This is a genomic window from Acinetobacter sp. 'aerobic (ED)', assembly GCF_904886855.1.
Lineage (GTDB): Bacteria > Pseudomonadota > Gammaproteobacteria > Pseudomonadales > Moraxellaceae > Acinetobacter > Acinetobacter courvalinii.
This window is the reverse complement of record NZ_CAJHGI010000004.1, coordinates 39699-62127: the sequence shown is the minus strand read 5'-3', so window position 1 is coordinate 62127 and position 22429 is coordinate 39699. Positions and strand designations below refer to the sequence as shown.

Annotated in this window: 23 protein-coding genes and 1 tRNA gene; 13 read left to right on the top strand and 11 right to left on the bottom strand. The window is 40.4% G+C overall.

Annotated features, from left to right (window positions below; genetic code table 11):
* From gloA to rpmE, 3 genes are all read left to right on the top strand, one after another.
* Nucleotides 1-402 carry a lactoylglutathione lyase gene (gene gloA, locus JO943_RS09130; RefSeq protein WP_004770462.1) on the top strand — a complete coding sequence of 134 codons (402 nt, stop codon included), beginning with the start codon at nt 1-3 and terminating at the stop codon, nt 400-402.
* 134 nt (nt 403-536) lie between these two features.
* Complete coding sequence (locus JO943_RS09125; protein ID WP_171067746.1) at nt 537-1511, top strand: bile acid:sodium symporter family protein; 975 nt, start codon at nt 537-539, stop codon at nt 1509-1511.
* A 199-nt stretch (nt 1512-1710) separates the two neighbouring features.
* Entirely contained in the window at nt 1711-1935 is a 225-nt protein-coding gene (rpmE, locus tag JO943_RS09120; protein WP_005231378.1) for a 50S ribosomal protein L31, read from the top strand.
* A gap of 89 nt (nt 1936-2024) precedes the next feature.
* Here the strand turns inward: rpmE and JO943_RS09115 are convergent, their stop codons facing one another.
* From JO943_RS09115 to epmB, 3 genes are read right to left on the bottom strand one after another with little or no spacing between them, the layout of a single operon-like run.
* Nucleotides 2025-4115, bottom strand: a complete 2091-nt coding sequence (locus JO943_RS09115; RefSeq protein WP_202740606.1) for an EAL domain-containing protein — start codon at nt 4113-4115, stop codon at nt 2025-2027.
* Nucleotides 4097-5851, bottom strand: coding sequence for a hypothetical protein (locus JO943_RS09110; protein ID WP_005231375.1), 1755 nt, complete (start codon nt 5849-5851; stop codon nt 4097-4099). The genes JO943_RS09115 and JO943_RS09110 overlap by 19 nt, the downstream gene beginning before the upstream one ends.
* Before the next feature lie 13 nt (nt 5852-5864).
* A complete protein-coding gene (epmB, locus tag JO943_RS09105) occupies nt 5865-6881 on the bottom strand; it encodes an EF-P beta-lysylation protein EpmB (RefSeq protein ID WP_199973587.1) in 1017 nt (338 codons plus the stop codon).
* Between the two features lie 89 nt (nt 6882-6970).
* Between epmB and efp the strand changes: the two genes are divergently transcribed.
* From efp to JO943_RS09065, 8 genes are all read left to right on the top strand, one after another.
* Entirely contained in the window at nt 6971-7540 is a 570-nt protein-coding gene (efp, locus tag JO943_RS09100) for an elongation factor P (protein ID WP_004652839.1), read from the top strand.
* Nucleotides 7541-7885: 345 nt separating this feature from the next.
* Complete coding sequence (locus JO943_RS09095) at nt 7886-9988, top strand: carbon starvation CstA family protein (protein ID WP_202740605.1); 2103 nt, start codon at nt 7886-7888, stop codon at nt 9986-9988.
* A gap of 2 nt (nt 9989-9990) precedes the next feature.
* Nucleotides 9991-10293: a YbdD/YjiX family protein gene (locus JO943_RS09090; RefSeq protein ID WP_005231371.1), complete on the top strand. Its 303-nt coding sequence runs from the start codon at nt 9991-9993 to the stop codon at nt 10291-10293.
* Nucleotides 10294-10371: 78 nt separating this feature from the next.
* Nucleotides 10372-11331, top strand: coding sequence for an AAA family ATPase (locus JO943_RS09085; RefSeq protein ID WP_202740604.1), 960 nt, complete (start codon nt 10372-10374; stop codon nt 11329-11331).
* A gap of 13 nt (nt 11332-11344) precedes the next feature.
* On the top strand, nt 11345-12262 hold the full coding sequence (locus tag JO943_RS09080) for a DUF58 domain-containing protein (RefSeq protein ID WP_202740603.1): 918 nt from the start codon (nt 11345-11347) through the stop codon (nt 12260-12262).
* A gap of 2 nt (nt 12263-12264) precedes the next feature.
* A complete protein-coding gene (locus tag JO943_RS09075) occupies nt 12265-14253 on the top strand; it encodes a transglutaminaseTgpA domain-containing protein (RefSeq protein ID WP_202740602.1) in 1989 nt (662 codons plus the stop codon).
* 35 nt (nt 14254-14288) lie between these two features.
* Nucleotides 14289-14365, top strand: a tRNA-Val gene (locus tag JO943_RS09070).
* Between the two features lie 254 nt (nt 14366-14619).
* Nucleotides 14620-15636: a tyrosine-type recombinase/integrase gene (locus JO943_RS09065; protein ID WP_202740601.1), complete on the top strand. Its 1017-nt coding sequence runs from the start codon at nt 14620-14622 to the stop codon at nt 15634-15636.
* A gap of 23 nt (nt 15637-15659) precedes the next feature.
* Here JO943_RS09065 and JO943_RS09060 read toward each other — a convergent pair whose 3' ends face one another.
* The 8 genes from JO943_RS09060 to JO943_RS09025 all read right to left on the bottom strand — a co-directional run bounded on the left by JO943_RS09060 (nt 15660) and on the right by JO943_RS09025 (nt 21786).
* Nucleotides 15660-15959 carry a hypothetical protein gene (locus JO943_RS09060; protein ID WP_202740600.1) on the bottom strand — a complete coding sequence of 100 codons (300 nt, stop codon included), beginning with the start codon at nt 15957-15959 and terminating at the stop codon, nt 15660-15662.
* A gap of 360 nt (nt 15960-16319) precedes the next feature.
* Complete coding sequence (locus tag JO943_RS09055) at nt 16320-17045, bottom strand: ERF family protein (RefSeq protein WP_202740599.1); 726 nt, start codon at nt 17043-17045, stop codon at nt 16320-16322.
* An 11-nt stretch (nt 17046-17056) separates the two neighbouring features.
* Nucleotides 17057-17602, bottom strand: a complete 546-nt coding sequence (locus tag JO943_RS09050; RefSeq protein ID WP_202740598.1) for a hypothetical protein — start codon at nt 17600-17602, stop codon at nt 17057-17059.
* Between the two features lie 4 nt (nt 17603-17606).
* Entirely contained in the window at nt 17607-17804 is a 198-nt protein-coding gene (locus tag JO943_RS09045; protein WP_202740597.1) for a hypothetical protein, read from the bottom strand.
* A 442-nt stretch (nt 17805-18246) separates the two neighbouring features.
* Complete coding sequence (locus JO943_RS09040) at nt 18247-18930, bottom strand: hypothetical protein (protein ID WP_202740596.1); 684 nt, start codon at nt 18928-18930, stop codon at nt 18247-18249.
* The gene (locus JO943_RS09035) at nt 18927-20033 is read right to left on the bottom strand and encodes a hypothetical protein (protein WP_202740595.1); all 1107 of its coding nucleotides are present in this window, start codon (nt 20031-20033) and stop codon (nt 18927-18929) included. Before JO943_RS09035 ends, JO943_RS09040 begins: the two co-directional genes overlap by 4 nt.
* A gap of 5 nt (nt 20034-20038) precedes the next feature.
* Nucleotides 20039-21121, bottom strand: coding sequence for a hypothetical protein (locus JO943_RS09030; protein WP_202740594.1), 1083 nt, complete (start codon nt 21119-21121; stop codon nt 20039-20041).
* Between the two features lie 17 nt (nt 21122-21138).
* Nucleotides 21139-21786, bottom strand: coding sequence for a LexA family protein (locus JO943_RS09025; protein WP_202740593.1), 648 nt, complete (start codon nt 21784-21786; stop codon nt 21139-21141).
* 101 nt (nt 21787-21887) lie between these two features.
* On the opposite strand from JO943_RS09025, the gene JO943_RS09020 reads away from it, so the two are divergent.
* Nucleotides 21888-22073, top strand: a complete 186-nt coding sequence (locus JO943_RS09020) for a hypothetical protein (RefSeq protein WP_202740592.1) — start codon at nt 21888-21890, stop codon at nt 22071-22073.
* Nucleotides 22074-22083: 10 nt separating this feature from the next.
* Nucleotides 22084-22359, top strand: coding sequence for a hypothetical protein (locus JO943_RS09015; protein ID WP_202740591.1), 276 nt, complete (start codon nt 22084-22086; stop codon nt 22357-22359).
* Nucleotides 22360-22429 lie beyond the last annotated feature (70 nt).

Below are 22429 nucleotides of genomic sequence, written 5' to 3'. Positions count from 1 at the left end.
ATGCGCATGTTACATACGATGCTACGAGTAGGTAATTTAGAACAGTCTTTAAAGTTCTACACTGAGGTGCTTGGTATGAAATTGCTACGCCAACGTGACTATGAAGAAGGACGTTTTACGTTAGCATTTGTCGGTTACGGTGATGAAAAAGACAATACCGTACTTGAGCTCACACATAACTGGGATACTTCTAGCTATGACTTGGGTAATGCTTATGGTCACATTGCCATTGGTGTAGACGATGCTTATAAAGCCTGTGAAGAAATTAAGGCGCGTGGCGGTAAAGTGGTGCGTGAAGCGGGTCCGATGAAAGGTGGTGTTACCGTGATTGCCTTTGTTGAAGATCCAGATGGCTATAAAGTTGAATTGATTCAGCAAGATCAGGATGCCTATAACAACTGATTCTGGCCTGATTGGTTGAAGATTTTTGAGCTAAAACGCTAGCTTTATTGAAATAGCCCAGTATGATGAGTAATTTGATCGAATGGTTGAATTATTCGCCATATTGGGCTTTTTCATTATTAGCGTGGATAGGGATAGTTATGTTGAAATTATTGGCATTGGACCGCTTTACAATTTTATTGGTTGTGATGGTGATACTGGCAACGTTTTTTCCAGTTTCAGGTCAGGTTGCACATTATTTTAATATTCTGACGACTGTTGCAATTGCCGTACTTTTTTTCCTGCATGGGGCAAAACTTTCACGTGAAGCTGTGGTTGAAGGCATGTTGCACTGGAAAATGCATGCTCTAGTGTTTGCTTTTACTTTCTTGGTCTTTCCAGCGATCGGCTTATTGGCAAAGCCGGTGTTAGAGCCCTTACTCGGTCAGCAACTGTATTGGGGCTTCCTGTTCATGTGTTTCTTGCCATCCACGGTGCAATCCTCCATTGCATTTACCTCGATGGCCAAAGGCAATGTGGCTGGGGCAGTGTGCAGCGCGTCTTTTTCTAATATTGTCGGCATGATGATTACCCCGATTTTAGTCAGCTATTTTATTTTAGGCCAAAGTCAGCATGACTTTGATCCAACCGAATCGATTCTGCAGATTACGTTGTTATTACTGGTCCCGTTTGTATTGGGTCAGTTGCTACGACCTTATATTTTTCCTTATATGGTTAAAATGCCAAGTCTGGTCAAAGCTTTCGATCAGGGATCGATTCTGATGGTGGTATATGGCGCGTTTAGTAGCGCGGTAATTGCCGGTTTATGGCAACAGGTGAATGGCCTGACACTGTTTTATTTAATCCTGGCATGTTCGGTGCTGTTAACCATCGTGATGTTGCTGGCGTTATACGTGCCAAAATGGCTGGGCTTTAGCCGAGCAGACCAGGTGACAATTTTCTTTTGTGGCTCCAAGAAAACGCTGGCAAGTGGCGTACCGATGGCCCAGATCCTGTTTATCGGACAGCCTTTGGGAATGATTGTGCTGCCGATTATGATTTTTCATCAAATCCAGCTCATGGTCTGTGGCATTATTGCGAATCACTGGTCAAAATCGAATCAAGAATAGTTCGCAAAATTTAATTTATTGGCGTATAATGCTCGCCACTTGTTGGCTTTGCTCTGACCTTTAGAGTCTCGGTGAGTCAAAAGAAATGGTCTGTTATGGTGTTGATCTGCACGTGTGCGAACACGTTGCTTTCCTCATGTTGAGAGTGATCAATTGCGATAACAGCTTAAGCCTTTCTTACTTAATAGGAGCATCGACCATGCGCGCCGATATTCACCCTAAATACGAAAAATTAGTTGCTACTTGTTCATGTGGTAACGTTATCGAAACTAAATCTGCGCTTGGTAAAGAAACAATTTACCTTGACGTATGTTCAGCTTGCCACCCATTCTACACTGGTAAACAAAAGAATGTGGATACAGGCGGCCGTATCGACAAATTCAAACAACGTTTCTCTGGTATGTCACGTTCTATCAAACGTTAATATCAAGAAAGAAAAAACGGGCAATATGCCCGTTTTTTTATGCCCTTTAATTCACCCTCCTTTTGAAAAGGAGGGTTGGGGAGGATTTTTTATTGATCCTGTACGTCAGTAAGACGGTCCAGTTTTTTCTGGAAATAATTGCCTTGCAAGAAGCGTGCTTCGACATTCCATGCATTGGCAAACAGGTTCATGTCGTTGAGTTCGGTTAAGAAAATTTCGACAGGTTTTTGCCCGATAAAGTGCAAGATTTTCTCTTGTAGAGCGGCCATTTCTTTTTCAGCACTCAGCATTTGAGTAAGTTTGCTGTGCAAGCTCAGATACTGAACATCGATTTGCTGCAACATCGAATCGCTATAGAGCGAATCACCAAAACCACGGATGGAAATCTCGGCACCATGCTGACGCAATAGCGCGATTTGTGGCTGTGCCTGCGACAGGTTTTGTTGTAGTGCTTGTTCAGAGAACTGCAAAATTAAAGGATGAGCCTGTTTACTACCAATAATGGTTAATAGTTTCGCCACCAGTTCTGGTAGCTTTTTATCATTTAGCAAGACCTGATGATTGAGGTTTACAATCAATTTCGCCTTTGGATATTGGGTAATAAAGTTGTGTAACTGCTTGCAGGCTTCAACAAGAATCCAGCGATCCAGTTGAATCGATAATTCAGGATCATCTTTCAGGTCGCCAAGATCACTTAAATCCTGCCACTGATTATTATAGATAAACCCACCGGATACTTCATAAGTATGGGTATGTTGATCCTGTTTGTCATAGAGCTGCTGATATTTTAGATGGATATCGCCCGCATCCAGTTTCTTTTTCAGCTCTTGTAACAGGGTTAACTGTACAGCAACAGGAATATGTTCTGTGGTCAGGCCAATATCTGCGTCAATTTTCGGACTATTGAACACTGGTAGAGGAACTAGGAAAGCCTTGGTTAACACCTGTTCAAAACGAACTTCATCTGCAATAGGCTGGCTAATTTCGCAATAGCCTAATTTTAAATGCAGCGGGAAGGTGTAGTGATCGGTCACTACCAATTGCGGTTTTTGTAAGCCATTCAAACCCATCAGCAGGGAATTAAGCACACTCTTTGATTCGGCCTGAAATAACGAGACATATAAACCATGTTCCACCTGACAGATCGGGACATTCACCTGTTCTTTAATGAAGTGAGGAATATTGGCAAAATATGCACGAGTGCCACGCCAATCGGTTTGGAAAACTTCACTCGGACAATTGCTTAAGCTGAATAAAACCAGCGCATTGGCATTGGCCGGATGATTGCTAAGCTGGCGATTAATGTGTTGTAAAGCGCTACTTAGACTGGATGCTTTCTCGGCAGGTGCGGCTGTTGAAGGTGTGGCTGCCGCTTGAGATGAAGTGCCACATTCAATATTAAGCTGGATTTCATCTTCATTGCCTGAAGGTAAGAATTCCAGTTGAAGGGGATTCTGCTTCACTGTCGCGTTTTGTGTACGAAGTTCAAAGCGGCCTTGTTCAAACTGTCCTTGAGAAATCTTTTTAAAGCGCAGTTTAAACTGGCTTAAATCCTCTGGCTGCAACACATCCAGAATCGGCAAGCCAATTAATTCTTCTGGATTGGCAAAACCAAATAGATTGGCGTATTCGGCATTCACATGCATGTGAATACCTTCCTGCAAAATGGCAACCGCTTTATGGCTTTCTGCAACCAGTGATTGTGCTTGCGTTTGTGCGGCTTCCAGTTCATTCAGCAAACGGTGTTCTGCTTGCACCAAACGACTATAAGAAAGCGCACGAATGATACTGATATAGAATTTTTCTGGTGATTTCAGATTCAGGATGTCATAAATGCCTTTATGAATGTAGGCCTGATATTGATCGGCTTTATAATCTTCAGGTTCAAGCAGGAGAACAGGCAAACTAGGTTGTGATGAGGCTTGAATCAGGGAGAGGGTCTGTTCGATTTTTAAATCGTAGGCCCGACCAAAAATCACAATATCCCATGGTAAATTCAGCTGTTTCTCGAAGGTTTTCAGATCATCCAGTAAAGTGGCTTTAATTTGATGGTCTTGAGCCGTAAATAAAGCTGAAATCTGATTATAACGAAGCTGGTTGTCATCAATAATCAATAAACGTGTTTCAGTGCGTTTTAATTTTTTAGAGAGTAAAGAATTTCTCACTTTAAAGCTTCCCATAAATCTTGATCAATGGTGTCCATATTCTTTTGTGCCATATATCGCTGAAGGATCGGTTGTTCCTCATCATTCAGCAGTTCAAAATCAAATTGAACAAAACTCTGGGTTATTAATTGTGCGTTTAATAAATACACTTTTACTTCCTCTTTCCCCAATCTTAAATAAACAGCCTGGTGTTCTCGAAAAATTTGTGAACCTGGTAAAATTAAAGTTGTTTTGGTTTCATCCAAATTCTGGTTTTTTAATAAAAGTGTCGGATGATAATTGCTGATATGGCGATCTGCCTGAACCCGTACCGCACAAGGGAAGATTTCCTGTGCCAGTACTTCCAAACCGAGTTCCAGACTTTTCTCGGTCGATTGTTTGAGCCAACGAATCACACCGCCACGCCAATGCCCATGCGATGTTTCTTTAACTAAGATGTATTCACCTGTTCTTAAGTTCTTTGGTGCCTCCCCAGACCATTTAATACGATAACCGTTCACACTAATATCTAATATATCGGCTTGGTAAACGGCTTTACTTTCACGGCTTAAACGTTGAATTGCCGATTCTTGATTGTCGGTTGAACTTTTTTTGTCCCATGCCGACATAAACTTTGATTCATTTTGTAGACCGTAACTGTGGTCTAATAAGAGGGTTTCTGAAAAATTCTTGGCTTTAGACAGATAGAAGTGGGCCGTAAGTAAGCCAAAGCAGATATGTAATTGAGCGGAATATTCATAACGCTCATGTCGGCGCTCTGCCGTGGTACCAAGAATGGTTTGCACATGGAATTTCAATGCAGGGGTTAAATAGATCTTCTCATTCTTGGACACATATTCTGCATTTTTATGTAAGGTCGCGGTGACATGGTCCAGTAGACTATGGGTGCTGATAAAAATATTGGGATTAAAGCCAGAGCTTTGTTTTTTATTATAAATTGGTGGATGATCTTTAGTCGTATCGACCACATATTTGGTCAGGTCTGTTTCTTTGGTCAGGATCTGAACCATTTTTGCCCAGTCAAAACTACACTGGAATAAAGCCTGAATCTCGGATTGACGGATTTGATTGGTATTAAAAATATCCATCAAAATCAATTGCGCATAGGCTTGCGAGATATTACTTAAGGCATTCGGTTTACCTTGTATCTGATCCAGATTGGTATGCTGATATTTATGGGTTACGGCGGCATCATAAAGCTGATGGGCAATGAGCCATTGTCCCGCCACAGGTTCGCTATACAACATATGTTGTTGATAGAGCAGTTGGGTCAGTTGTTGCAAGGACTGAAAGGTGGCGAGTGTACGTGCGGTTTGCAGATTTTTCTTTTGGTTAAGCGCAAAGATGGAGAATTTCTGCTGATCGAGCTGATCGTTACTACGACGCACAATATTGATATAGATTGCTGCGAAGTAACAACGCAGTAGCATGGCCAGTTCAATAATGTGTTCATTACGGTCTGAACTGATCACGCCCTGATTGAAAAAGTTCTTTTCCAGACTTCCTAACACATTTTCAATAGTGGGGTGCAGCACCTGCACCAGATCGAAACGCAAGGTTTCAGGGCACTCAAGTTCACTCAGTTCAAGTAAGGCAGCGAATAATGCTTTAGAGGTATCGCCCAACTGCATGATGGACAAGTTGGAAATCCATTCATTTAGACTTTTCGAATTGGTATCGCAAAAGCTGAGTTTGTCTCGTCTCAAGACAGTTGGAATTTGAAAAATATCCGAAAAAGCATTATTCATCATTGTGTTATCAATCTCAGAACGTTTGAACCCCAAAAAGCGGTGTTTTATTTTTTTCGCCCGCAATTTCCCTGACAAGTTTTGGTACCAGATAGCCTGGCAAACTTGCTAATACATCAGTATATATTTGATCTATCTCTGAAGATCTTAAATCAAAATGCTGAGCCCCTTTGACTTTATCTAAAACATGAAGGTAATAGGGCATTACTCGTGCTTCAAATAAACGGCTACTCAATGCATTTAAAGTTTCCGCAGCATCATTCACACCTTTAAGTAAAACCGCCTGATTAAGCACAGTAATATGGTGGAGTGATAACTGTAATAACTTCGAGCAGGTGAAATCATCAAGCTCAGCTGCGTGATTTGAGTGTACCACTACTACAATGCGTAGCCTACTGTTTTTTAATATAGAAATCAGCTCATCATCAATACGGTTGGGGATCACAATTGGAACGCGTGAATGAATTCTCAATATCTTGAGCTGAGGGAGAGATGCTAGACGTTCTAGCCACAACGCAATTTTTCGGTTACTTAATGTCAGTGGATCGCCACCACTTAAAATCACTTCATTGATCTGTGGATTTTGTTCAATATAGGCTTTGATATTGATCCAGTCGTCATTTTTAGGCAGGTTTTCCTGATAAGGAAAATGGCGACGAAAACAATAGCGACAGTGGATGGCACAGGCACCCGTCAGCGTGAGTAAAAAACGTGATTGATATTTATGCAGAACCCCGGCCATTTGATTGGCGGCTTCCTCACCAAGCGGATCGGTCACGAACTCAGGATGTTCTTCCAGTTCCAGATGATGTGGCAAGACTTGAAGCAACAGGGGGTCAAGCGGATCGCCAATGCTCATTTTTCCGACGAATGCACGCGGGACGCGCAATTTAAACTGTTCAGAGGCCAAGATTGCCCCTGATAATAGTTGGTCGGTAGATAACTCAAGCAGATTTAACAGCTCTAAAGGATCAGTAATTAGGTCACTGAGTTGTGATTGCCAGTTTTGCTCTTGATGTAAATAGTTTATCATGCCATACGTTAAAAATAGTGTTAGTGTTACACCAGTGCGTGTAGTCTAACATTAATAGATTTGAGTTTTAAGTTTGGAGTGCGCCTTTCATGGCCTATTATTCTACAAATGATTTTAAAGCAGGCCTTAAGGTTATGCTTGATGGCAACCCATGTTCAATCATGGAAAATGAATATGTAAAACCAGGTAAAGGTCAAGCATTTAACCGTGTGAAATTACGTAACCTTCGCTCTGGTAAAGTATTAGAAAAAACATTCAAATCAGGTGATTCTTTAGAAGCAGCTGATATTGTAGAAGTTGAAATGGACTACCTCTACAACGATGGTGAAATGTGGAACTTCATGGATCCTGTATCTTTCGAGCAAATCGCTGCTGATAAAACCGCAATGGGTGATGCTGCGAAATGGTTAAAAGACGATTCAAATGAAAAATGTACCATTATGTTGTTCAATGGCGTACCTTTAACCGTAAGCCCACCGAACTTCGTTGTACTCAAAATCGTTGAAACTGATCCAGGTGTACGTGGTGATACTTCTGGCGGTGGCGGTAAGCCTGCGAAACTTGAAACAGGTGCTGTGGTACGTGTTCCATTATTCGTACAGCAAGAAGAAAGTGTTCGTGTAGATACCCGTACTGGTGACTACCTAGAGCGTGCATAATTGTGCCTGTGTAGCTGAGCTACGCAAGATATACAATTATCGAAGGGGATGATGAACAATCATCCCTTTTTTTATGCCAAAGTATTAGATAAATAATTGTAGTCAGAAGGTAAACTTACAAAGATATTTCTTCTACAGAAAATATAGAAAGGGAAAGCTAAGAGGGTTTGCTGACATTTTTTACTGCCATTGCATTATCTTGTACAGCTGTAATCGCTGCTCATTATTTAGAATAGCTAAATTGCATAAGACATGCTTTGTGTCCTCTAAAAATGTCCTTTGTCGCACGCATCTGTGAAATGTCAACAGACCCTAACCACGCGTTATGTAATTGAGAGGTTTTGAATGGAGACAACACAAGCAAAGTCAACACTTTCCTCAAAGCTCCTATGGAGTTTGGTTGCCATTGTCGGGGCAATTTCATTTGGGATATTGGCGGTTAGTCGTGGTGAGCATGTCAATGCAGTCTGGTTGGTTCTTGCTGCGGTCTGTGTATATAGCATTGCATATCGGTTCTACAGTTTATTTATTGCAAACAAAGTTTTTGAATTAAATCCGAGACGGTTAACCCCAGCGCATCGCCTTGCCGATGGTCTGGATTATGTTCCGACCAATAAATTTGTTTTATTTGGACATCACTTCGCAGCCATTGCAGGTGCAGGGCCTTTGGTCGGGCCGATTCTTGCCGCACAAATGGGTTATTTACCCGGGACGATCTGGCTATTGGTCGGGGTTGTTCTTGCCGGTGCCGTCCAGGATTTTCTGGTGCTATTTATCTCTACACGACGCGATGGCCGTTCTTTGGGAGAAATGGCGAAACAGGAGCTTGGCACTTTTGCGGGTGTGATTGTGATGCTGGGTACGCTTGGCGTGATGATCATTATTCTGGCCGTACTGGCACTGGTGGTGGTTAAAGCACTGGCGCATAGCCCGTGGGGGGTGTTCAGTATCGCTGCGACGATTCCGATTGCATTATTCATGGGTATCTACATGCGGTATATACGCCCAGGGAAAATTGCTGAGGTATCGATTATCGGTTTTGTGCTGATGATGGCGGCGATTGTCTACGGGGGTGATGTGGCGAAAGATCCCTATTGGGGACAGTTATTTACCCTCAGTGGCACCCAATTGACATGGGCACTGATTATTTATGGTTTTATCGCTTCGGTATTACCGGTCTGGCTGTTGTTAGCCCCACGTGATTATTTATCAACTTTCTTGAAAATTGGTGTAATTGCAGGTTTGGCGATCGGGATTATCTTTGCGATGCCTGACCTGAAAATGCCAGCAGTCACGCATTTTGTCGATGGTACAGGCCCTGTATTTGCGGGTAGTTTATTTCCTTTCCTGTTTATCACCATTGCCTGCGGTGCAATTTCAGGTTTCCATGCCCTGGTTGCTTCAGGGACAACGCCTAAACTGGTCGATAATGAAGTCAATATTCGTATGATCGGTTATGGCGGTATGTTGATGGAATCATTCGTCGGCATCATGGCCATGATCTGTGCGACAGTACTTGATCCGGGTATTTATTTTGCCATTAACGCGCCAGCAGCAGTTTTAGGGACCTCGGTAGAGACCGCAGCGGAAGCGGTGCGTCATCTTGGCTTTGTAGTTAGTCCAGAAATGTTGACCTTACTGGCGCAGGAAGTGGGTGAGAGTTCAATCTTGTCTCGTACCGGTGGCGCACCGACATTTGCAATTGGTATGGCGCATATCATTTCAGAGATTTTCAATAACCGCTCAATGATGGCATTCTGGTATCACTTTGCGATTCTGTTTGAAGCCTTATTCATTCTGACTGCGGTAGATGCAGGAACGCGTGCATGTCGTTTCATGGTGCAGGATACCGTGGGGATTGTGGTTCCGGCGATCAAGCAATCAAGTTCATTCTTCGGCAATATGGTCGGAACCTTTGTCGCGGTCGCAGGTTGGGGTTTCTTTGTTTACCAAGGGGTGGTTGATCCACTCGGCGGGATTAACTCGTTGTGGCCACTGTTTGGTATTGGTAACCAGATTCTTGCCTCGATGGCACTGATTTTAGGTACCGTCATTTTATTCAAAATGAAGAAAGAGAAATATGTTTGGGTGACGATTGTCCCAACGATTTTCTTGTTCATTACCTCTATGACCGCAGGCTGGCAAAAGATTTTCCATGAAAATCCGAAGATTGGTTTCCTTGCACAAGCCAATCGTTTCTCGGATGCGATTGCACGTGGTGAAGTATTGGCACCAGCCAAAACCGTTGCTGAAATGCAGACCATTGTGATGTCAAATCAGATCAATGCGGCACTTTGTGGCTTCTTTATGATTGTTGCGATTGTGATGGTGATTGCGTCAATTGGCATTGTACGCCGTGCTTTGGCAAGTCCAACACCAACCGTAAATGAAGCACCAGCCGTTTATTCAGACACACCGATGACTGCGAATAGCATCAAAGGAGAGTAACGATGGATTTTAAAATTGCCCGGCAAGGCAGTGCAGTGATTGTGAAGATTATTAAATTCACCATCATGTCGCAAAAACATTTACTCTTGTCACCGAAGAATTGGTCGCGTATCGCTGTTTTATGGCAACGTTTGCAGCAGAGTTTCCGGTTGATGGTCGGTGTGCCTGATTATGAAACTTATCTAGCGCATATGAAAGCACATCATCCAGATTTAACCCCGATGGATGCCAAGACGTTTTATCGTCATTGTATCGATGCACGTTATCCTTCGGCGGGTGGCAATATGAAGAAGTGTCCTTGCTAGAAATTATTTGATTTCTTTGAAAAAAAACCAAAACAGTGTATGTTGAACATACACTGTTTTATTTTGGGGGATAGAATAATGTGGGGCATGGAAAAGTCATCAGCTCAAGAGAAAACCAAGCAGAATCAGGCATTAGAACAAGATATTCAAAGCTTTGCCCAGAAGATTGAGCAATTCTTATTTGAAGTAAACCAACTGATTTTAGATAAACCGCAACAAACCAGATTGGCGCTGACCTGCTTGCTAGCGGGTGGTCATGTGTTATTCGAAGATTTACCTGGGCTAGGTAAAACCACATTGGCCAGTGCTTTGGCGCGTCTGGCAGGATTACATTTTCAGCGCATTCAATTCACCAACGACATGTTGGCCAGTGATGTGATTGGCATCAATATCTTTAACCAGAAAGAACATCTGTTCGAATTCAAGCAGGGGCCAGTTTTTACCCAGATTTTGTTGGCAGATGAAATTAACCGCTGTAGTCCCAAAACTCAAAGTGCACTACTGGAAGCAATGGAAGAAGGGGCGGTCACCGTCGATGGCGTGCATTATGAATTGCCGCAACCGTTCTGGGTCCTCGCCACACAAAATCCGTTATTTCAAAGTGGCACCTATGCATTACCTGAATCACAACTCGACCGTTTCTTGATGCGGTTATCACTGGGCTATCCTTCTCGACAAGCGGAAAAGTTGTTATTACAACAGCGTTCACGACAGGTATTGATCCATCAACTGGATGCTGTATTTAATCAAGCTGATATTTTACATTTACGGGAGCTGGCAAAGCAGGTTTTCCTTAGCGAGGCAGTACTGAATTATATTCTGGATCTGGCTGCTGAAACTCGGAATTTACGTCATGGACTGTCCACACGTGGGGTATTGGCGTTGAAGGCTGCGGCACAAGCCTATGCCTTGGTTGAGGGGCGTGGTTTTGTAATGACAGACGATGTACAAGCTGTTTTTGTTGCGGTGGTCGCACATCGCTTAAGTCTGAGTGAGCTTGAAGTTGGGCAGATTTTGCAATCAGTTGATGTCTTATAGTTGAGATTGACCTATGCAAAATGGACTCAAGCGACAGCTACAACAATGGATTGCAAAGCGCTTTCAGGTCGAAGGCAGCAAAATCTTATTGCAGAAAGATGTACTGGTGTTTATTTATAAGCAAGGTTTTTTATATCTGGTGCTGATTGTCATTACATTTATTGCAGGCATTAACTATGCCAATAACCTGATTCTCGGTTTTTGCTTTTTAATTAGTGCCATTCTTTGTATCAGCTTTTATCTGACCTTTAAGCAGTTGCATGGTTTGCAGATTGAACTGGTCGCTGCAAAGGTGGGGCAAGTAGATCAGCCGTTGATCTTGAAAATTTTATTAAAACAATCCGCCCAAACAGTTCGATATTTGCGTCTAAATTGGCAAGAACAAGAACATTTCCTGTATCTGGACCAGACTCAGCAATGTCTGGAGCTAGCCGTTTTACCGGAACAACGTGGTAGATATGAACTGGATGCCTTGAAAATTTATGCGACCTATCCTTTAGGGTTGGTCCGTGCATGGACCTATCTATATCCACAACAAGAGGTCTGGATCGCACCAAAGGCCACTGACTGGCAAAAAGAACATAAACTTCAGCCGAATCCGGCGCAGGACAGTCTGGATGAATTTAAAGAGCTCAGAACTTTCCAGTATGGGGATTCTTATCAGAATGTAGCATGGAAGCAGGTTGCACGTGGGCAGGGTTTTTTAATCAAGATGTTTGAAGCGCAGACCAGTCATCAACATCTAGACATCGATTATCAGCACATTCCAGCGCTGGGCCATGAACAGAAGTTAAGCTTGATGATGGGGTTGATTGAACAATGTGAACAATCCGGGAATGACTATGCTGTGATTTTGCCGCACGCCAGACTGGAAAGTGGACAAGGCCAAAGCCAATTAATCAAAGCCAGACTTTTACTTGCGCAGGCTTAAATATGACCCAAGCCATCTATTTTTGTGTTTTAGCTGCCCTAGGATTGATCCTGATCGGTCAAGTGAGCTTTATTCCAGTCACACTCAGTGGGTTGTGGGGCATTGTCTGGCTAACTTTGGTATGGCGCTATCACAAACAAAAAATTACGCCAATGCCTAAACTGCTTTTGGTGGCATTTACCTTAGTGTCGGTTGCGTTGATTTATATTCAGTACCAAAGTTTACTCGGCGTAGAGGCGGGGGTTGCATTTCTAACCACCTGTTTATTTGCCAAGAGTCTGGAGTCCAAAAATACCCGCGATTTACTAATTGTCTTTAACTTTGCCCTATTTGTCTGTGCCAGCTTACTGTTATATAGCCAGGCATTCTGGATGGCAATGATCGTGTTTGGGGCATTGCTGATGTGCCTCATGGGCCTCTATCGGATTCAAACTGATTTATTTAAACAGAAGAATCAGACCAGTAATCAGTTAAAACAAGATATAAGGCAAATCCTGAAGTTTGTGGGGATTGCCACACCATTCTTTATTCTGCTGTTTATGTTCTTTCCGCGGTTACCACCGCTGTGGGCGATTCCCATTCAACAGAACCACGCAACCACAGGCATCAGTGACAGGATGTCACCGGGAGATATTGCACAACTATCTCAATCTTCTGCTTTGGCTTTCCGTGTCATTGCATCGATGTCTGATTTTCCCGGACGGCCAGAGCTATATTGGCGGGCACTGGTTCTAGACCAATATGATGGCAGCACATGGAGCAGTAGTTTTGATAATCAGCAGCTCAAGCGTATTCCTGTCTCCACACGCCGTGTGAGCTATCAATATTTACCTGCCGATGAGCAGGCCAACTGGATCATGGGACTGGAATATTCGATTCCCCAAGAGCGTTATTTACAGCTGTATCAAGACGATAGTATTCGTCCTTCCACACTGGTTAAACGCAATCAACCGATACACCTGCTTTGGTTAGGACAGACCGCAATGCAACCGGTTTACTTATCACCGCGTCAACTTGAATTGAATACTCGATTTGATCAGGGGCGAGATAGAAAAGCACAGCAACTGGCGCAGGCGTTATTTGAACAGAACCAGAGACAGCCTGAAAAATACCTACAATCGGTACTGTCCTGGTACAGAAAAAATGGCTTTAGTTACACATTAACGCCGGGCACTTTGAGTGGAGACCGGATTGATCAATTCCTGTTTTCTCGTCGCAAAGGTTTTTGTGAACATTATGCCTCGAGCTTTGTGATGATGATGCGTTATGTGGGAATTCCCGCACGCGTAGTAACAGGATATCAAGGTGGACAATGGGCACCAGACGGACAAAGTTGGGAAGTCCGCCAGCTGGATGCACATGCATGGAGTGAAGTTTATCTGGATGGGAAATGGCAAAGAGTTGATCCTACCGCCATGATTGCACCACAACGAATTGATACCGGTATGCAAGATTATCTGGCGCAAGACCAAAATGTCTGGGGCGAAGGGCAAACGCAAGCTTGGCGTTTACAGCAGTTTAAATTCCTCAAAAATATGCGCATCTGGAGTGACTATCTCAGCTATCAATGGCAAAGCAAAGTGGTCGGTTATGATGCAGAAAAGCAGAAAAACTGGTTATCCCGATTAGGTCTGGATTCAAGCTATGGCTATGTGATTATTTTAGTCGTTGGTATAGGCAGTATTTTGTTGCTCTACGGTGGCTGGTACTGGTGGGGACAACGAGGCAAGCAAGAACAATATCAACGCTTGATTATTCAATTTGAGAAACAGTTACCCCAGCATTTGCATAAATATCCAGCGGAAACCTTTCAAAGCTGGCTAAAACGTATCGCTGTGTTGGTTGAGGACCAGATGCCATTCGAACAAGTGTCTGTGTTATATCAAAAAATCGTATTTTTAGAGCAAAACGACCAGCTCAATATCCAAGAATTTAAACGGTTGCTTAAAGACTGTGCGATTGTCATCAAACAGTCGCAAAAAAACTTGTGAAGCGACAAAAAAATGAATATCATGCTTCTCATTCTAGGTGTATAGCTCAGTTGGTTAGAGCGCTACGTTGACATCGTAGAGGTCTCCAGTTCGAGTCTGGATATACCTACCAAGATAAAAGCTGTTGTTTTTCAGCGTTTTAGGGCCGAATTTTAACGAATTCGGCCTTGTTTTTATTGTCCTTCGGGTCAAATTTGAACCTTCAAAAAGTTCAAAAAAGGCATAAAAACTACTTTATATTCCGCTTTTGGGCGCCATTTTTAGCATCTAATGCTGAAGTATGGCTCTCGGATCGGGCGCCAACGGGCGAACTTTTTCGTTCCTCTTTGTTGCGCTTGATTTAAGCACAAATATTAAGAGGTTAATATGCAAAAGCCAGTCAAGCGCGGTAATTCTTATCGCATCCAAGTAAAATACAAACATCTCCGTGACGCAGCTACAAGAGACACCGCTAAAGAGTGTACAGATTGGGCAGCACGTCGACTGATGGAACTCCAGCTACAATATCAAGAAGAATTAAAAAAACTCGAACAACCAGATATCCCTTTTTCCGAACTATTCACCCAGTATTACGAAAATGTAGGGAAACATAAAAAAAGCAGCTCATACATAAAGAACTATCTTAAACGTCTCAACTATTATTGTGGCCATCTAGCAAATACTTCAATTTACGATATTACTCCACAAGATATGGTTGCCCTTAGAGATCGTCGCTTAAAGGTTGTTAAATCAAGTACGGTCAGCCGAGAACTAAGTTTATGTTCAGCTGTATTCACATATGCTGTTAGTGAATTATTCTTATTAAAAAATAACCCCGTTCAAGTCATCAAGAAGCCATCTCTACCACCGCCACGAAATCAACGAATCACTGATGAACATGTAAAAATCATTCTGGCTGGTTTAGATAACTACAATGAAGAAAAAGAGCCGATTACACCAGCTCAAGAGGTCGCATGGGCATTTTTGTTTGCCATGGAATCCTCTATGCGTAGGGGTGAGATCCTTGGTATTCATGACATCCATGATTATGGTGACTATGTGCATTTACCAGATACCAAAAATGGAAGTGCACGGGATGTGCCCTTAACAACACGTGGACGTAAATTGCTGGATCTGTTAAAGGGTAGAAAAGGGAAGCTGTTAAAACATAACTGCAATTCGTTTCGACTTATCTGGCAAAGGAATTTAGCCAAAGTGGGTTTGAATGGGGTTATTACTTTCCATGATACGCGCCATGAAGCTATTACACGTTTGGTAAATATTCAGAAAATCCCTGTTGAGATCCTCGCTAAAATTACAGGTCATAAAACGATTAATGTACTGGTGAATACTTATTACAATCCAAGTGCATCTGAGATTGCCAAAATGTTAAATGCTGCATAAAAGAAAAGCCCCTTACTAGGGGCTTAGTTTTTTCTCTTTGCACCGCGTTTTATTTTATCGCGATTATCCAACACTGGGATAATCTCTAAAGGGTCATAAGAATACTTGCCACCCGAACCTTTATTGAATGGTTTTAAGAATTCAATTACTGTGGTTCGAGCCATCTCATACCGCTCCATCACCCACTTGGTATCAACTCGATGAGGCAACTGCTCAGATTTCAATTCTAAAACTTTACCCACTTGTGGTATCACATCCTGCAAACACACTCTTGGTGGTTTTTCTGATTCAACAACAATTATATATTTTTGCATAATGCTCATGCTTCTACCTGTTATGCAATGTTCTCCAGAAACAACCGCATGGGTCAACAATACGATCGCTTCTGGAGAACATTGCCAAGAATGTTCTATTGTTTAGAAGTGTGTTTTTAAATTTTAGGTCTAATAGGATTTCTGAAATTCTTCATATTCCCACCTGCAAAAACTTTTAATTATTTAACTTTTCAAAAGACTGCGTGCGGGCAGCCTTCTGATTGGTTAACAAGGAGACTGAGACATCCTTGATCATTTCATTACCTTGCAGGACCTGTTGTTTTGCCTGGAGAGCTGTCGTGGCCTCTACACGTCCTCGTAAGCTGCCTTTGCCGTGAAGCTTGGCCACATACTTAAAGATGTAGGTTTTTACGCACTCCAACCCTCCATGTCCTTTTTTGCCTTGCAGGCCTGCACAATCTGGGCTTCATAGCGGGTGCCCTTAAACTGTTTATAGATCGAGCCCAGATCTGCTTCTTTATCCGCATGATGGATCGCGTTTAAGGCCTGCTGAAAATCCTGAGTCAGTTGTTGAGCTGGATTTGCAGGGGGCATCTGGTTTTGTGGCTGCGGCTGTCGTTGTTGCTGAGCCGGTGGCTGGTTCTGATTGCGCTGCTGGTTTTGAGCAGGGGCATTCTGCTGGTTGTTCCGGGCAGGTGCATTGGTCTGTTGATGGAAAGCATCCGTATCAGCATCTTGAGTATCATCAATCAGGAACAGGCCATTCAATGCATATTTACGTGCATAGGAACTGGATGAGCCAAAAGTCTGGGCCACATCCATTCCTTTTTTATTAATCTCGACACCAGCATGCGCAGTCGTCATGGTTTGTTTGCCTTGGGAATCGGTAAAGACTGCTTTGGCCGTGATCACCACAACCGGGCCGATCTCTTGTACTTCATCAGTCACCACAAGGGTAGCGCCGTATTTTTGCAAGAGTGGCTTTACACCTTCGAGGATATCTTCAAGGCTACGGTAATGGAATTTACCGAAACTGTTGTATTTGCTCTTTGGTGCTTTTAACTCAAGCTGGATCAGTTGTAAGGCATCAAGTGTAGTTGCCGATGCCATTTGTTGATTCACTGCTGCATTCATCTTAAATCTCCTTAGGCACCGTTGTACTGCGCGTTACGGTAATCAATACGTTGTTCTTTGCTATAGCGTGGAGTTTGGCTTTTGGCACGGCGTTGAATGGCACGTTGGTAATTTACGAGCTTCTTGATATTACCTTTTAGCCAGTACACAGATAATTCTTCTTCATTGATCGGGCGAGGCTCGCTATCTGGCGTTTCCTTGATGAGGATAGAGTGCCAGTCAAAAGCAGCAGCCTGAATGCCACCGAAGAATTCCGTATCAAAATCAGGGGTGTAATTTAACGATACTTTGACCAGATAAATTTTTGGGCCAAGGCGTACGTTGTAGTAGCCATTCACGTCTTTACAGATGAATTCTGCGAATGGTGTGGTATAGCGTTTCTTTTGCATGACAGGCTCCATATTACTGGTCTTACCATGTTTATATGATGTTGAAACCCCAGTATTTACAGAGCTTTCAAGTCGATGTGCGTCATAGCTTGTCGGTTGTATTTTGTTCGATAATGAGCCGTCAAATGGTTTGGTTTTTAGGCTAGAAGCTGAATGTAATTGCCCCATGGGCTTATCCTCCAAAAATGCCGTAAACGACAGCAGTAAGGACTAGCCAGAGTAGGAAAACAGCTAAAATAATAGGGAAGAGCTTCAGTGCATCTTTTAGATTGGCTTTGATGATTTCTAATGTACTAACCTGAAGATCAGCAGCAGTAGGGTGCTGGTGTAAACGTTGGGACGTTTGACTATGTATAGGCTTTTGTTTCATACTTGTCTCGCAGTAATGCAAAGCCCCGTCGAGTCCGCCAAGATTTTTCGGGGCTTTTTGTTGTCTTGAATACAAAGGTAAGTTAACTTACCAAAATAGTCAATAGGTATGGTGAATAAACTTACCTTTTGGGGTTGTTGTGTTGTACATATAAAGTATTGTTCAAATATGAATATAGGAGGAGACTTTAATTAGAAAGAGTTAAAAATAAGGTAACATTTTAGGGGTTATTATTTTAAAATTAATCAAAATAATGAGCTTATATTCTAATAAGTTGTCTATTTTATATTTAGTTAAAAGTTTTTATATCTAATCTTATAACAATAAATTATTACCCTCTTAGTTAAGCGCTTATGTTATTTGAAACAACCGCTAAAATTAAATTGGCATAGTTACGGTTAGTAATTATTAAAGCAAACTTTATTAAAGATATTATATACCTTTAATAAAGAAGATTTATTATATTAATAATTTCATTTTCATTAATGCTGTTTAATTTTGAGGTTTGAATTAATCCTGTTTTTGAAATATCCAAATCCAATTCAGTATACTTTTTATCTGATAAAATTATTTTAACTTTATTAATTTCATAATAAGTATTACCAAAAGTATTTGTAAAATCATTAATAGCATTTTGAGATGATGCTATCTCAATAGTTGCTTTTGAGCTTTCTGATAAAACCACAGAATTAAATTTGGCCTTAATAATTTTATGTTTGAAATTTTTTAAATTTTCATCTATTAATTTATTTAAATTTATTTTTTTATCTTTAAAAATCAAATGAAGACCTGTGAGACTATCTAAATAGTTGTAGAAGTTTTTTGTAAATTTATTTGGATTGATAATAACTAAAAAGTTCTTATCATTATTTTTAATGAAAAAGAAATTTTGTTTAATAAAATATTCAAACTCAACATAACCTATATCGTCATACGGGTTGTTTGTTGGCTCCTTAAGAAGAATCTTTTGAAAAAAAGTTCCATTCAGTTTGTAGTCATCATAATCAATCTTTAAGATTGCTTCATCTTCTTTTGATCTTATGCTATTTTTTGACAAAAACAGCTCAAGAAAAGAGCCAAATGAAATATCTCTTAGAGAAAACTCTTGTATAAATATTTTGATCATGCTGAGTCATCCGTTTTATTTATTAAGCTAGCAGTAGGGGGATTTAATAGGCTTAGAGCAGCTTCAAATATAATTTTATTAAATTTTTTCTCAACTGATCGAGGAAGTGATTGAGAGTTCTTAAGATGTTCACCTTTTTCAATATTATATTTAACGAATCCTTTAGAAATAAAGGATAATATCTTTTTATTTTTTGAATCATTCAATTTTACGCATAATTTAAATATATCAGAATTGATATTGCCTTTTTCTTTACAATCCCAAGAGAATTTATTTAATTGAAAACCTTCAGAAATTTTTAATTTAAATTCTTCTGCGCGGTGTAGTTGTTTCCCTTTATAAGAGGCGCTATCTATTCGATAAGTTAGTGCAGATTCCTCTTCATCACTATCATCGCTGTCATCAGCAACCTTTGGTTTTTTTAGCACAACTTCCAATACATCTACACGCTCATATCCTGGTAAATTAGATGTTAAATTATTGAAAAAGTTCCAATACTCATCTGGATCTGTTAGGTATGTTAGATCTATTAAATTAACTTTTGATTTCTCATCTTCTTGGCTTACTGAAGTAATTAGTAAGTCAAGCCATTCATATGCTTCGGGTGTTGAAGGTGATTCAATATAAAGTTTATCATCAGTAACATTAATTTCTATAACTGCAACTTTAGGCTCAAATTGAGAGAACATTTGTTTATCTGGGTGAAACCTCTGATAATTAACTTTTAAATTTATTTTATGTTCATTAAGTGTTTCAACATCAATCTGTGTAATTTGTGTGTTTTGATATAACTTATCTACTGTTTCTTCAAACGCTTCACAAGCGGCTAATACATTACTAAACTCAATATCTCCTTCTACTTTTGCAGAAGTTGTGAATTCAGTTCTTGACCCTTTGGCATGTTGAGAAGAGATTAGTTCATAATCTTTAAAGCCATGTATAAAACTTGAAAAGTAAAATGCCCTTTGTTCTTTATCAGTTTTAGGAGAAATTAATATACCTCTACTTAAAAAAAGTTCAGTTAATGCTGAGTCTGAAACCTTTCCAGTATTTAATGCACTATAGATATTGTGATCATTTGGTACTTTAAAAGAATTATTCATAATAATTAATCCTGCGATTCTGAACGACTGATAGATTTATTGCAGAAAAGCTTTTGCATCAATGGAATGGAATTTATTTCAATAGAACGAATGATTTCTTGCATACTTTTACTATAACCCCAAGTCCTAGAATATCTATCAATTGCAGACCTAAAATTATCAATTGCAGTTGAATGTAAATCCTTAGCATATAAACGAATTCTTGTTTTAACATTTTCATTGATAAGATCAAACAACATTAATGACTCAATCAAGAACATAAATTCTTCAGGAGTTTCACCTTTACCCTTATAATAAATAATGTTTCCTCTTTGGCCGAATTGAGTACTATCGTCATCTTCAGAAATATATTTAAACTCCTCATAAGTGATAATCAGGAAAGGCCCTGATAGCATTTCAATAGTAGCCGGCCTTTCGCTAGGAGCGAGTGCAGGTTTATATAGTTGTTTATTTGGATAAAAAAAGTTAAGTTTGTTCGGATGTGGAATTTTATCTACAGATTTAAGTGTTGCTATATCATGCTTAATAGTTAACATATAATCAATTAATAGGGGATCAATCATATGTAACTTCATATTTTTAGGTATATTCAAGTCTTTTAAATAAAACCCTTTATTTCGAGATTGTCCTTCTTTTATTTTGGGATTCGGCAAATCATGAATAAAATCATAAATTGACTTTTTAAAAAGACCATCATGATTATATACAAACAAGAGCCCGCGTATTTCTGTTGCCCCCCTTATATCGTATCTTTGTTTCCATTCAACACTACCTTTCGCACACTCAGTCCCTTTTATTAGTGAAATCAACCAAGCTTTTACTTCATCATATTTAATAGTATTCTCAGCATAGCTTTTTAGGTCGGTATTAAAGTAAATCTTTTTATTTAGATATGGATCATGATAATAGAAAACGACATCTGTAGGATGGGTTTTACTACTTTCTTCTGTTGTGTTATGGAAATGTAAAGTCGGAGTATTACATTTAAAATCTAAATCATTTTCGCTACATGTAGACCATCTAAAAAATGAGAATAGTTCATCGGAAATTTTTGTTGCAAGTTCGGCAATTCTAATAGTTTCGGACATAAGCCCCTCTTTTTAACTTAAACATCCCTATATAACCCAACGACTTTACCAACCAACTTACAGCCTTCTCGGAGAGGTATGATTTTTTCATGCCATTTAGGGTTCAAGGGTTCTAAATACATACCGTTGCTTTCTACTATCAATTTCTTGAAAGTTGCTTCCGTTTCTCCATCGCATGCAACGATAACCAAATCACCTGTTTTTAAATCACTTATTTGAAAGTCAGGATTTACATATATTTTGTCACTTGGTCTAAAGTCTGGAGACATAGATTCCCCAACTACAATTAAACCATAACCATTTTTGCCACATTTAGGGTTTGGAGGTAACCATTCCTTAAATTGGGTGTCCATTGGAACTGAATCTGCTCTAGTCCAGGTTCCTGCTTGTATCCAAGAAATAACCGGTACTAAACGACCCGCTACTGGGAAAGGGGATGTAACGTTTTTATTTAAAAAATTGCTTTCTTTACCCTGTAAAAGATAGGCAGAGTTAACCCCTAAAATTTGGGCTAATGCCATTAAACTATCGTGCTTAGGTAGATTTTCATCCTTTTCCCAATAAATTACAGATGTCTTAGAAACTCCAATTGCATCAGCAATTTGTTGTTGAGTTAGTTTTTTAGACTTCCTCAAGCTTTTTAATCGGGTACCTAACGTTTCCATAGTTGAATGCCATTTCCGTTCGTAAGTAATCTTACCATTTGATAAGGTAAGTTTTATGTGCTTAAATAAAGGTAAGTAAAGTTACCTTATGAGTGAAATAGATGACCAAGACTGAGGCGTTAGCCTTGTTGAAATGCAATATCACTGAATTAGCCTGCAAATTAAGCATTAGCACCCAAGCGATCAGCCAATGGCCTGAAGAAAAAATTCCATTAGCCCGTGAGTATCAAATACTGGATTTAGCCAAAGGGAATAATCCTTTGAAAAATAAAGTTATAGTTGGTTAAGGATATAAAAATGAGCCTTGAAAAAGAAGACCTCAGAACAAAACATGATCCAGAAATTATGGACAAACTTCGTGATATTTCCGCTTATTACGGAATAGAGATGAATAGACAAGCAGCAATCCTCTTTGAAAAAGCCATAGTTGGTGAATGGCATATCGTCAGTTTAGGGCTTGAGCGAATTCGACGAAATGAGCGGATGCGGTCAATCGTGGTCGACGAGGGGAGTAATAAGGAGAACGGGGGAAAATACCCGCTTCAAATTATTCAAGGCAATAAAAAAGCCTGATGTATCAGATCAGGCCTCAATGTCCACAAATCTAGAGCGATTAAGAACATGACAAATATATCAAACGACT